Origin of the sequence: Moorena sp. SIO4A5, assembly GCF_010672005.1 — a bacterium.
In the GTDB taxonomy this organism is placed as follows: Bacteria; Cyanobacteriota; Cyanobacteriia; order Cyanobacteriales; family Coleofasciculaceae; genus Moorena.
This window is the reverse complement of record NZ_JAAHHZ010000045.1, coordinates 1-12,640: the sequence shown is the minus strand read 5'-3', so window position 1 is coordinate 12,640 and position 12,640 is coordinate 1. Positions and strand designations below refer to the sequence as shown.

The 12,640-nt window shown below is 45.4% G+C and carries 11 protein-coding genes; 5 read left to right on the top strand and 6 right to left on the bottom strand.

Features of this window, described 5'->3' with window-relative positions; genetic code table 11:
- Window positions 1-213: 213 nt before the first annotated feature.
- Entirely contained in the window at window positions 214-1,242 is a 1,029-nt protein-coding gene (pdhA, locus tag F6K57_RS15840) for a pyruvate dehydrogenase (acetyl-transferring) E1 component subunit alpha (protein WP_293069158.1), read from the top strand.
- Window positions 1,243-1,277: 35 nt separating this feature from the next.
- Here the strand turns inward: pdhA and F6K57_RS15835 are convergent, their stop codons facing one another.
- The 4 genes from F6K57_RS15835 to groES form a co-directional block, all read right to left on the bottom strand.
- On the bottom strand, window positions 1,278-2,522 hold the full coding sequence (locus F6K57_RS15835) for an ATP phosphoribosyltransferase regulatory subunit (RefSeq protein WP_293069156.1): 1,245 nt from the start codon (window positions 2,520-2,522) through the stop codon (window positions 1,278-1,280).
- Window positions 2,522-3,493: a DnaJ domain-containing protein gene (locus F6K57_RS15830; RefSeq protein WP_293069154.1), complete on the bottom strand. Its 972-nt coding sequence runs from the start codon at window positions 3,491-3,493 to the stop codon at window positions 2,522-2,524. The genes F6K57_RS15835 and F6K57_RS15830 overlap by 1 nt, the downstream gene beginning before the upstream one ends.
- Window positions 3,494-4,075: 582 nt before the next feature.
- Window positions 4,076-5,707: a chaperonin GroEL gene (gene groL / locus F6K57_RS15825; RefSeq protein ID WP_293021309.1), complete on the bottom strand. Its 1,632-nt coding sequence runs from the start codon at window positions 5,705-5,707 to the stop codon at window positions 4,076-4,078.
- 103 nt (window positions 5,708-5,810) lie between these two features.
- On the bottom strand, window positions 5,811-6,122 hold the full coding sequence (gene groES / locus F6K57_RS15820) for a co-chaperone GroES (RefSeq protein ID WP_008180318.1): 312 nt from the start codon (window positions 6,120-6,122) through the stop codon (window positions 5,811-5,813).
- Window positions 6,123-6,504: 382 nt separating this feature from the next.
- Here groES and F6K57_RS15815 point away from each other — a divergent pair, with 382 nt between their 5' ends.
- The 3 genes from F6K57_RS15815 (at window position 6,505) to F6K57_RS15805 (ending at window position 9,198) form a co-directional block, all read left to right on the top strand.
- The gene (locus F6K57_RS15815; RefSeq protein ID WP_293021312.1) at window positions 6,505-7,044 is read left to right on the top strand and encodes a ferredoxin; all 540 of its coding nucleotides are present in this window, start codon (window positions 6,505-6,507) and stop codon (window positions 7,042-7,044) included.
- A gap of 152 nt (window positions 7,045-7,196) precedes the next feature.
- Window positions 7,197-7,844 carry a response regulator transcription factor gene (locus F6K57_RS15810; protein ID WP_293021314.1) on the top strand — a complete coding sequence of 216 codons (648 nt, stop codon included), beginning with the start codon at window positions 7,197-7,199 and terminating at the stop codon, window positions 7,842-7,844.
- 73 nt (window positions 7,845-7,917) lie between these two features.
- A complete protein-coding gene (locus tag F6K57_RS15805) occupies window positions 7,918-9,198 on the top strand; it encodes an aspartate aminotransferase family protein (protein ID WP_293021316.1) in 1,281 nt (426 codons plus the stop codon).
- Between the two features lie 17 nt (window positions 9,199-9,215).
- On the opposite strand, the gene xseA is transcribed toward F6K57_RS15805, so the two are convergent.
- Window positions 9,216-10,451, bottom strand: coding sequence for an exodeoxyribonuclease VII large subunit (gene xseA / locus F6K57_RS15800; protein ID WP_293069151.1), 1,236 nt, complete (start codon window positions 10,449-10,451; stop codon window positions 9,216-9,218).
- A 548-nt stretch (window positions 10,452-10,999) separates the two neighbouring features.
- On the opposite strand from xseA, the gene recA reads away from it, so the two are divergent.
- Window positions 11,000-12,085 carry a recombinase RecA gene (gene recA, locus F6K57_RS15795; protein ID WP_293021320.1) on the top strand — a complete coding sequence of 362 codons (1,086 nt, stop codon included), beginning with the start codon at window positions 11,000-11,002 and terminating at the stop codon, window positions 12,083-12,085.
- 302 nt (window positions 12,086-12,387) lie between these two features.
- Here recA and F6K57_RS15790 read toward each other — a convergent pair.
- Window positions 12,388-12,640 (bottom strand): DUF3493 domain-containing protein (locus tag F6K57_RS15790; protein ID WP_293069149.1); only part of this gene is annotated, 253 nt, incomplete at its 5' end.

Sequence of the window (12,640 nt, the reverse complement as noted above, 5' to 3'; positions counted from 1 at the left end):
AAGTAAACAGTATTTGGTTGTCAAGGAGTAGTGTGATTTTAATTCAAGTCAACTTGACCTAACTATTACCTCTAGGCTTGACCTAGAAGATAAATTCTGGAAGATAAACCCTGTAGGCTTGAGTGAAACTTTATAATAGCTTTGCTTAAATTGGCTAAACAAGTAGTTTGGCTAAATGCCAGTATAGTGTTGGGACAAGTATAGGACAAATTAATGGCTCAGGAAAGAACTTTACCTAAAGTAGAGGATTACATACCAATTACTAGCGCAGAAGGATTACTACTTTACGAGGATATGGTGCTCGGGCGCTTTTTTGAGGACAAATGTGCTGAAATGTACTATCGGGGCAAAATGTTTGGTTTTGTCCACCTCTACAACGGTCAAGAGGCAGTGTCAACAGGAGTCATCAAGGCGTTGCGTAATGGTGAAGACTTTGTTAGTAGCACCTATCGTGACCACGTCCATGCCTTAAGTGCAGGAGTGCCAGCACGGGAAGTGATGGCAGAGTTATTTGGCAAAGCAACAGGCTGCAGCAAGGGACGCGGTGGTTCAATGCATATGTTCTCACAAGAACATAATCTCCTAGGAGGTTATGCCTTTGTAGCTGAGGGAATTCCTGTTGCCACCGGTAGTGCTTTCCAAAGTAAATACCGTCGCGAAGCCTTGGGGGATGAGAGTGCTGATCAAGTCACCGTTTGCTTTTTTGGTGATGGAGCTTGCAATAATGGTCAGTTCTTTGAATGTTTGAATATGGCAGCCCTTTGGAAACTGCCCGTTATCTATGTGGTGGAAAACAACAAGTGGGCAATTGGGATGGCTCATGAACGGGCAACATCCCAGCCAGAAATTTATAAAAAAGCCAGTGTATTTGGCATGGCTGGAGTAGAAGTCGATGGGATGGATGTAATGGCTGTCAGAACTGTTGCCCAAGAAGCGATCGCTCGGGCTCGTGCAGGAGAAGGCCCAACCCTAATTGAAGCCCTGACCTACCGCTTCCGAGGTCACTCTCTGGCTGACCCCGATGAACTCCGCTCCAAAGAAGAGAAGGAATTCTGGTTAACTCGCGATCCCATTAAAAAGATGGCAAGTTACCTGACAGAAAATAATCTAGCTACTGCCGAAGAACTCAAAGCCATTGAGAGCAAAATCCAGGACGTCATTAATGATGCAGTTGAGTTTGCCCAAGCCAGTCCTGAACCTGACCCTAGCGAACTACATCGCTATGTTTTTGCTGAGGATTAGTTAACTGAAGTAGCAAGTGTGAACTATGAAATACTTCACACTTTCTTAGTCACGGTCTCAATCCTAGGAGTGCCATCGGCTTGTACCCAGGCAATGTAGGTGATACCGTGACCCAGGGCGTATTCTCTAATTTGTGCTGGTGAGCGTCCCCCTAAATCCATCTCTACCCTGACCAAATGCTCAGAATCTCTAAGTTTCTGGGCATAGGTAAAAGCCACTGCCTCAGCCTCGGGAAATTCTGGCACCACTAACCAATCACTAGCTGGTGTCTGGGTGGGTAATTGATTACTGGAAAGTAAGACATAATGAAGGTCTTCTAGGTTGAGGCAAAAACCAATTCCAGGGTAGGCTTCTCCTTGAGGATGATATAGACTCAGCAATTGATCGTAGCGCCCTCCCTGACCTAAAACTCGGCTAGAGCCCTCGCTACTACTGACTACTTCAAAGACAATACCAGTGTAATAGTCAAAGGTTTGTACTAAGGTCAAGTCGAGAACGATCGGTAAGGGGCTAGGGGAACTACTATTTAAAAGTTCCACCAGGGATTTGAGATTGGTCACAATCTCGTGTTCCGACGAGTCTAAATCAAAACTAGCAACCTTTTGCAAAACATCAGCAGGGTCTCCCCTTAGGTCAAAAAGAAACAATGCTCGTTCCCGTAATTCTGGGGATAGGGGTAATGTTTCTAGGGTAACCCGGTCAAGATAGGCAATGGCTTTACGAACCTTTTCTTGCATAGGTTTAGGGAAGGGAGACAAAAGCGATCGCGTTAGCCGAGCTTCCCCCAAAATCAGGTGCCATTGTTGTAACCCTAAATGATTAAGACAATCGGCTAGCAACAGCAAAATTTCCCCATCTGCCAACAGCCCACCAACTCCCAATAATTCTACCCCCGACTGGTAAAACTCTAGTTGACGTCCGTGGTGACCTATACTTGGTCGTCGAAATACATTGGCATTGTAATAGAGTCGCTGGGGTAAGGATAGGCAGGCTTCACTATTACTGCCAGCAATACGACTAACCATTGCTCTAGCTATGGATGCCGTTAATTCTGGACGCAGCCCCAGCGTTCCTTCCTCAGCATCGTGCAACTGAATAACCGTGGAACGTTCGACAGCTCCTCCTGCCATCAGAGTATCCAACCATTCTAGGGTTGATGTGATAATCCGGTGGTAACTCCAGCGGTGAAATACTTGCTGTAAGTGGTTAGCAATCCAGCGTTTTTGGGTAACTTCTAGGGGGAGTAAATCCCTTGCCCCTGGGGGTGGTTGATGAATCATTACTTTTTCTTTCCACCAAATAAACCACCAAATAACCCACCACCATTAGATTTATTCGACGGTTTCCCTTTAGCTGCTTCAGGCGACACCTTTGACTGGTTACCGCCACTTTTCAGGGTGAATTCATTGATAAGCTGTTTCGCCTTCAATGCTCTTTCGTTCTGAGGATTCAATTGCAACGCCTTATTAATGTGTACTTTAGCCATTGTCCCCTTATTTTGCTTCAAATAAGCAATTCCCAATAAACTATGGCAGTCGCTATTGTTTTGGTCCAATTTGAGAGCTTCTCGCAACTCCAGAACTGCCGCAGCAAAATTGTTCTTGACCAAATATCCTTCAGCACGTCGGATATAGCTATCCACTCGTGATACTCCCTTAGGCCCAACCGACCCTCCCTGTGATGTTGCACCGGTAGTAGTCTGACTATTTGGCTGGGTCACACCAGTTGCTTGAGTTTTCACAGGGGTTGATACAGGAGTTTTTACCGTTTCGCCCTTACCACTTTTACACATCAAATAAACTAGGTTAAGTTCACTGATTTCGGCAATTTTTGCCAAGGCTTGGTCAAGGGCTTGGTATTGCTCTGATGCTAGGTGGTCAACTGAGGTTCTGTAAAGATTATCTAAATTTGCCCCTGCTTGTAATAATTGCTTAGCCGTTGCGCTAGCCAGGGAAATTTTATCTCCTTGAGCCCCTAACCGCTTACTCAAGTGGCTTAGACTAGCAGCATAGTCACGATGACCTCGGGATAGTTGTTCATAAGCAGGATTAACCAGCCGTGTTAACAGCAGATTTGCTTGATTTTTTTCCACTTCGGTACTGGCTTTGCAACTGTCGGGATGCAAACGTCTAGCAATTTGAAGGTACCGTTGACGGACTGCCTTAACATCCGCATCAACTGGAATTCCTAAAACTGCGTGGTAGTCAGTGAAATCAAGCTTGAAGAGTCCGTATTCAATTTTCAAAGACATAGGCAACTGTCCCATCTCAACTGCTGCAAGGCTCGTTTCTAGTATCTCTTAGATTAGAGAATCTAGGTTTGTTTGGGTAATAAAAAGCAGCTGCTTCTTCAACGAAGCAGCTGTAACTAGCTAATGGTGCGACCATAACGCGCACCGCGTCGGCTTTGCCGAAAGGCGCGCCCAAAGCGGTGCGAATTTAATTCTTAATGGTAAGAGCGCACCTATAGTGCAACATTTAACCTGTACAAACCTACTCACAAGCAGATAGGACGATGGTATAGCATTAGTTAAAACTAATGGTTGTTGCCGACAAAGCAATGCCAAAAGCATTGCGCTAATTTTCTTAATGGAGGCTCTGGTGCCTACTCTCAAACCGCACTGTAACTTCACTCAGTCCATTATTTTACGTCGCTTAACTTACGACCAGCTGCCAAGGCTTTTAGTTCTTCGTTTGGCGGTAGTGTTCCCTTGTTAAACAAGTTACTAACTTAGTTGATTATAAAACAGTAGATAATGTTTGACAAGGTTTAGAGAGCTATAAGGCTAATAGTTGCACCTCCAATTAGAGTACTTTAATTAATTCCGTAAGCTTTAGTAATCAAAATCTCCACCCATACCAGCACCAGCAGGAGCATTGTCCTTAGGCTCAGGCTTGTCTACCACAATACACTCAGTGGTCAACACCATACCTGCGATGGAAGCGGCATTTTGGAGAGCAGAACGAGTTACCTTAGCTGGGTCAACGATACCAGCTTCAAACATATCTACAAACTCACCATTGGAAGCATTGTAGCCAACGTTGAATTCTTTTTCTTTAACTCGCTCAGCGATCACCGCACCATTTTGACCAGCATTCTGGGCAATTCGCTTCAGAGGTGAAGACAAGGCACGAGAAACAATCATAGCACCGGTAAGTTCTTCAGCCTTAAGGTTCTCGTTTGCCCAAGTTTCTAGGTCAGGAGTCAGGTGAGCTAGAGTTGTGCCACCACCAGGGACAATACCTTCTTCCACAGCTGCCTTGGTAGCGTTGATGGCATCTTCCAAACGCAGCTTGCGGTCTTTCATTTCCGTTTCTGTCGCAGCACCCACTTTAATCACTGCGACACCACCAGCCAGCTTAGCTAATCGCTCTTGCAGTTTTTCTTTGTCGTAGGAAGAATCGCTTTCGTCCATCTGACGGCGGATTTGGTCACAACGACCCTTCACTGCATTTTCGTTACCTTCAGCAACGATAGTAGTGTTGTCCTTAGTTATGGTCACACGACGGGATTTACCCAGCATTTCCAGCTTGGCGTTGTCAAGCTTTAGACCTGCATCTTCGGTGATTACTTGTGCACCAGTTAGGGTAGCAATGTCCTCCAGCATAGCTTTACGGCGATCGCCAAAGCCAGGAGCCTTGACAGCTGCTACATTCAAAACACCCCGTAGGCGGTTGACCACCAAGGTTGCCAGGGCTTCTTTCTCAATGTCCTCAGCAATAATCAGTAACGGCTTGCCAGAACGAGCCACTTGCTCGAGTACTGGCACCAGGTCTTGTACCAGGGTAATTTTCTTGTCAGTGAGCAGGAGGTGAGGTTCTTCTAGAACTGCTTCCATCCGCTCAGTGTCAGTAGCAAAGTAGGGAGAGATATAGCCTTTGTCAAAGCGCATCCCTTCGGTAATTTCTAGTTCAGTGGTCATAGACTTCCCTTCTTCAAGGGAAATCACGCCCTCTTTGCCCACTTTGTCCATTGCGTCAGCAATCATCTGACCAACAGTCTCATCGTTACCCGCAGAGATAGAACCAACTTGGGCAACGGCTTTAGAGTCTTCTACTGAACGGGCATGTTGAGCAATCTTGTCTACCAGAAACGCAGTAGCTTTATCAATACCCCGCTTCAACGCGATTGGGTTAGCACCCGCAGCAACGTTGCGCAAGCCTTCTTTGACCACAGCATGAGCTAGTACTGTAGCTGTTGTAGTCCCATCACCAGCAGCATCATTGGTTTTTGAAGCTGCTTGCCGAATCAGAGAAACACCAGTGTTTTCAATGTGGTCTTCCAGTTCAATCTCTTTAGCAATGGTGACACCATCATTAACAATTTGAGGAGCACCAAACTTCTTCTCTAACACTACGTTGCGACCTTTTGGTCCAAGGGTGACAGCTACAGCTTCAGTCAGAGTGTCCATTCCCTTTTCTAGGGCGCGACGAGCATTTTCGTTGTAAATAATGCGCTTAGCCATAGGTTTTGAGTTCAGTTCCTAACGGTGATTAAGGTTGAAGATAAAAGCCTTGAAGGTAAAAGCTTTGAGGGTTTAAGGGTTCAATTTGTTTGCCTTCAAGGTGTTAGCTGACGACTGCCAAGATGTCTTTCTCTGACAACAAAACGTACTCTTCGTTGCCTAACTTAATATCGGTACCAGCGTACTTTGAGTAAAGTACCTTGTCCCCTACTTTGACTTCGAGAGCAGCGTGAGAACCATCATCGTTGCGCTTGCCAGGTCCGGTGGCTACAATTTCCCCAACTTGAGGCTTTTCCTTAGCGTTATCCGGTAGTAGAATACCGCCAGCAGTTTTTTCTTCAGCGGCGCTTACCTTAACAAAAACTCGATCCCCTAAGGGCTTAACGGTGGAAACACTCAGAGTTACAGCTGCCATATCAGTTTTTCCTCTCTACTTCATCTGATTCATCTGAGCCGATTTAGCACTCTCAGCTCCTGAGTGCTAATTTACTCAAAATCAGCAAGAGATGGCAATAAATACCTCTGTACGGGTTCCCGAACTCATAGTAGGTTAACAGATGGCAAATGCACGGATGATATAGCTTTGGGTTATTATCTGTGTATCCGTATCGGTATGGTGTAGCTTGTACCTGTTTCATCTAAGGTTTGACCTTAGTCCCAGGAATTGATTAAAAAACCAGAACTACAACCCATGGACTGCTGACCACTGATCACTAAAACCAGCAAATAGATATAACAGATATATTCTTACTCTCGTCCTTTCGACTCATCCTCACACAACAAAAGCCCTAAAACTCATGCCAGCAGACAAAACTGAGCCTGAAGCTACCCCATCTAATTCTGATAATTCTGATAATTCTGATAATTCTGACACTTCGACTCTCGGAGAATCGGAACAACTTACCCTAGCCGCTAACGTAAAGAGCTTAGGACTTAATCAAATTCAGCGCCACATTTTCTTGTGTGCTGATCAAACTAAACCGAAATGCTGCTCAAAAAAAATTAGCCTTGAATCCTGGGAATATCTTAAAAAACGCCTAAAAGAGCTAAAACTAGACCAGCCCAAGGAGGTTGAGCCAAGTTGCATTTTTCGCACCAAGGCTAATTGTCTGCGAGTCTGTACCTCTGGTCCTGTGATGGTAGTTTACCCAGATGGTGTTTGGTATCACCATGCTACCCCTGAGGTAATTGAACGCATTATTCAAGAGCATATTATTGGCAACCAAGTTTTAGAAGACTATGCTTTTTTAGTTCATCCTTTGCCAGAAACTCTTCAAGCATCTGCTTCAGACTACCAGGCAATGGCAGCAAATGGTACCCAACCCCAACCAGGTTAAGATCCTTTTCCTTACCAACCCTAATTATGGTGAGGTAGGATTATTGGTTGGAGAGTTAAAGCAGCTTGGTAACTTCCAGGCATAAGAAAAGGCAAGAGGTACTACCACTATTAATAAAATTAAGCAAGCAAAGTATAACAAACGTTACAGTTATGAAGGACAATGCTGTAAGAGAGCAAAAAAAACTGCTGCTGATTGATGATGACCCCAACCTCATATTGTTAGTCAAGGACTACCTCGAGTTTCAGGGATACGAAGTGATTACTGCTGAACATGGGAAAGAAGCTCTGGACATTTTAGAGCAGGATATTCCTGATATGATTATCTGTGACGTAATGATGCCAGAGATGGACGGCTATACCCTGGTAGAAAAGGTCAGAGATGATTCTCGCACCAGCTGGATTCCCATACTCTTTCTCTCAGCCAAGGGTCAAAGCCAAGATCGCGTAAAGGGTCTTAATAAAGGTGCGGATGTTTATATGGTGAAGCCCTTTGAGCCAGAAGAACTGGTAGCACAGGTGGAATCCTCCCTCAAGCAAGCGTCTCGTCTAATCCTTCACTCAGGTTCTGGTCCAGACAGCACACCCAAAATTAAAGTTCCTTACGATGTTGAGTTGACTCCTACTGAGCTAAAGGTTGTCCAGCACGTGGCAAGAGGTATGGCAAATCGGGAAATAGCTGAGAAACTGAATGTTTCTCAGCGCACCATAGAAAGCCATGTATCGAACATGCTAGGGAAAACTGGTCTCCATAACCGTACTGAATTAGCTCGTTGGGCAATTGAAAATAGTATGGCATAACGCTCCGTACGCTGATTGGTAAATCCTAGAAAGCCAACCTTGACCATTCACTAATCACACAAGGACTAAGCTCGTGAGCCCAGAAACTATTGTTAACAATCCCTCGCCACCGGCAGAGTCAGCTCCGGCTGGGGGGGCACCTTATGACCTAACTGCATTCGATGCTAGGGTCATGAAAACCTATGGACGCTTTCCTATTGCCTTAGAGCGGGGTGCCGGTTGCCATGTCTGGGATACTTCTGGGCGAGACTATCTTGACTTTGTGGCAGGGATTGCTACCTGTACCTTAGGTCATGCTCACCCAGTTGTGGTAGAAACGGTAATTAAGCAAATCCAAAAGCTAAACCATGTTTCCAATCTCTACTACATTCCAGAGCAAGGGGCATTAGCGAAGTGGCTCATTGACCATTCTTGTGCAGAACGAGTATTTTTCTGTAACTCGGGAGCGGAGGCTAATGAAGCTGCTATCAAACTGGCACGGAAATATGGCCACACCGTGCTCGATATTGAACAGCCAGTGATTTTGACCGCTCAGGCCAGTTTCCATGGGCGAACCTTGGCAACAATCACAGCTACTGGCCAGCCTAAGTACCAGAAAAACTTTGACCCCTTGGTACCTGGGTTCGAGTACGTACCCTACAACGATATTCAGGCATTGGAAAATGCGATCGCAGATATTGATGAGGGAAATAGGCGAGTAGCAGCAGTGATGCTCGAACCATTGCAGGGAGAAGGGGGTGTTCGCCCAGGAGACCTAGACTACTTCCAGCAAGTTAGAAAGATCTGTGATCAAACTGGCATCCTGCTGATTCTAGATGAAGTCCAGGTGGGTATGGGTCGCACTGGTAAATACTGGGGCTATCAGAATCTGGGAATAGAGCCAGATATATTCACCAGTGCTAAGGGATTGGCTGGTGGCATTCCCATTGGAGCGATGATGTCTAAGAAATTCTGTGATATCTTCCAACCTGGAGAGCATGCTAGCACCTTTGGTGGTAATCCCTTTGTCTGTGCAGTCGCCCTATCTGTAGGAAAAACCTTGGAACAGGAGAATATTTTGCAAAATGTTCAGGTGCGGGGTGACCAGCTGCGCACCAGACTGAGAGCGATCGCTCAAAAATATCCCCAAGTTATTGAAGAAGTGCGAGGCTGGGGTCTAATTAATGGGCTTGTACTAAAATCAGATATTGATCTAACTTCAGTGGATGTGGTTAAAGCTGTGATGGAACGGGGTTTGTTGTTGGTACCAGCAGGACCAAAGGTAGTTCGCTTTGTTCCACCCCTAATTGTCTCCGCCGGTGAAGTTGACCAAGCAGCTCTTATTGTAGAGCAAGCCTTACAAGCTTTAACTTAACCGTTAACCCTCAACCGTCAACTATCAACAATCTCGATAATCTTGACTTTAACTTGACCCTCATCTAACTGAATTTGTAGTTCTTCTCCAGGAGTCAAATTTTCTGTAGACGAAGCAATGGTTCCGTCTGGGGTACGCACTAGTGCATAGCCTCGTTTTAGGACTTTTTGAGGGTCAAGGGTATTGAGCTTTTCCTTGAGCAGTTGACAGTGCTGGACCCCTTGGCTCAAACGCTTTGAGGTCACTTGCAACAATCGCTGATGCTGAAATGCGTTCCCATTTTGTTCCTGGTGTAGTTGTTGGTCTAGACCTAGGTGTCGTAATCGTGTGCGTAGATGGTGCAGTTTATGGCGAGATGCCTCTGTGATTTGAGTCACGGCTTGATAAAGGCTAGTCCGCCGCTGTTGATGTTCAGCATAAAGGGTAATCAGTTCTGGTACAGCTTTTTCCGCTGCTGCTGTAGGGGTGTGAGCACTGTGATCAGCTACTAAGTCAGCTAAGGATTCATCCCGTTGATGACCAATACCAGTGATCACCGGTATTGAGCATTGAGCAATTGCTCGCACCACCCGTTCATCATTGAAACAAGCTAAATCCTCTGATGCTCCACCCCCTCTAGCTAATATCAGCAGTTTGGCTCTGCCATCCCCCTCGACTCGATCAATAGCGTTAACTATTGAGGTTGGAGCAAGTTCCCCCTGAACCTGAGCTGGTGAAAGCAAGACTCGTAAGCCAGGATACCGTTGCTGTAGTGTACGTTTAATATCTCCCCAAGCAGCGGCTTGGGGGGAGGTAACCACAGCAATAGTTTCAGGATGAATCGGCAGGGGGCGCTTTCGTTGTGGGTCAAATAATCCTTCTGCTTCAAATCGTTGACGTAATTGGCGTGAGCGCAAGGCTTGCAACCCCTCACCCGCCGGTAAGGCTTGCCAAACATTTAGCTGATACTGTCCCCGCTGAGGATAAACTCGGAGGCTGCCCAAAATAATCAACTGTTCTCCTAGTGCTGGTACCTGCACCAGCTTGCTTAACTGGCTCCTCCAGGCTACACATTGTATAGTAGCTTTGGCATCTGGGTCTTGGAGGGTAAAAAACATCCCTTTTGGATGGTTGTTGCTACTAGAAACTTCTCCAATCACCCAAACTCTATGGAGTTGGTTATCTTCCTCTAACAACTCTTGGATATAGTCGGTTAACCCAGCAACCGACAAAATTGCTTCTGAGAATAGGGAATTGATTAGAGATGAGGCCATTGTTAAGCTAATCGTCTATTAAATTAATAATTTTTCACATAATGCTGTTGAATGTTGTTTAGTGACTCAACAAGGGTTTTGTTGATTCTATGTAACCAATTTTATTTAAATTCTGAACAAAAGTATTTCCTAGTGGGTAGCCCATGCCAAGACTCGTGCCCTTAGCAACTGACAAAATCTGACTAGTTCCTTTACAAGGAAGTACTTTTGTACTATAATTTACCCAAGTCACTGATCCTCCTCAACATTCCTACCCAGCTTAACCAAGCAGTGTTGCAGAGAGCTGAAGGACTTTCAACCGTTAGAATGGATCAGTAATTATACTCTGGCCTTATCCTTGCATTTGAGATCCAGGAGGCTTGAGCAACACCAATCTTAACAAGGGATGGGATTTACCTGACCGTTGGCCTAATATAGAGTATTAGTCAAATCGGTAAAGAGCCCTAATTTCAATAAAATTAAAATTCACACCACAGCTCTTATAGAGCGATAACTTAGAATCCAAACTACCTAACCAGTCCCGATACAGTAAACTTTTTGAGGCATCCATGGCTACCCCAATCACAAACAGTCCCGAAAAAGAAAAAGCTCTGAACCTGGTACTAAAACAAATTGAGCGTAATTTTGGTAAAGGTGCCATCATGCGCTTGGGTGATGCCACCCGGATGAAAGTGGAAACAATTCGGAGTGGGGCAATTACCCTAGATTTAGCCTTGGGGGGTGGTCTGCCAAAAGGTCGCATTATTGAAATTTATGGTCCAGAAAGCTCTGGGAAGACAACCCTAGCTTTGCATGCCGTTTCAGAAGTGCAAAAATCTGGGGGAGTTGCAGCGTTTGTTGATGCAGAACACGCCCTTGATCCTACCTACTCTGCAGCTTTGGGGGTTGACATCGCCAACCTTTTAGTATCTCAACCTGACACAGGGGAATCAGCCCTAGAAATTGTGGATCAGCTGGTTCGTTCTGCTGCAGTCGATATCGTTGTTATTGACTCCGTAGCCGCTTTGGTACCCCGTGCAGAAATTGAAGGGGAAATGGGTGATAACCAAGTGGGTTTACAGGCGCGGTTGATGAGTAAAGCGCTGCGCAAGATTGCTGGTAACATTGGTAAATCTGGGTGTACTGTTATTTTCCTCAATCAGCTACGACAAAAAATCGGCATCACCTATGGTAGCCCAGAGGTGACTACTGGTGGTAATGCACTTAAGTTCTATGCTTCAGTTCGCCTGGATATTCGTCGAATTCAAACCCTGAAAAAATCTAACGAGGGCGAATATGGGATTCGTGCCAAAGTCAAAGTTGCCAAAAATAAAGTTGCCCCTCCTTTCCGCATCGCAGAGTTTGACATTATTTTTGGCCAAGGGATTTCCCGCTTAGGGTGTTTGGTGGATTTAGCAGAACAAACCAAAGTCATTCTGCGCAAGGGAGCCTGGTACAGCCACAATGGGGACAATATTGCTCAAGGTCGGGATAATACAGTTAAGTATTTGGTTGAACATCCCGAGTTTGCTGAGAATATTGAGCAGCAAGTACGTCAGCAACTCGACATGGGAGCAGTAGTTTCAGCTAACTCAGTGGCTCCTATGGATAGCAAGGAAGCGGATAGCTTAGAAGCAGGAGATGAGGAAGCTTAATCTATCAGCTATCAGCGTGTCGCGTATCAGCTATCAGCTTCGGGCCTGTGGCCAAGCTACACCGAACAGCTTTTGAATAAAATAAGCTGACCGCTGACCGCTGATCGCTAAATGCTTAAAATTCACTTTTCTTGAGTGTGCTGTCTAATTAAAAAGCGGTCTATAATTTCTAACTGCTGAGCCGGAGTGACCTAATCGGATCCAGAAGAGAGCCTATGCTCACCATGGCTTTCATGATACTCTTTTCCTAGTAGTATACCTGAGATTCCTCTTTGGCTCAAAGGAGTATCATGGTTTTCCTGCTATATTTTTCGTTCTGCCTTATTTTCCAAGCGAAATAGCCAAACCATCAAGATAACTACACCAATTTGCAGAGCCAAGTTAGGCATGGCAGTAGCTACAGATTTCCCAGCAGCTAACTGGGCTAGAAAAACCATTGCACCGATAAAACCAGAGGCACCGAAGGCAATATAGATAAACTTTCTTAAGCCTCGGTAGGGATGTTGAGCTTCTGCTTTTAGCCTGGCATACTTCTCTGGATTTATTTTTGGCCGA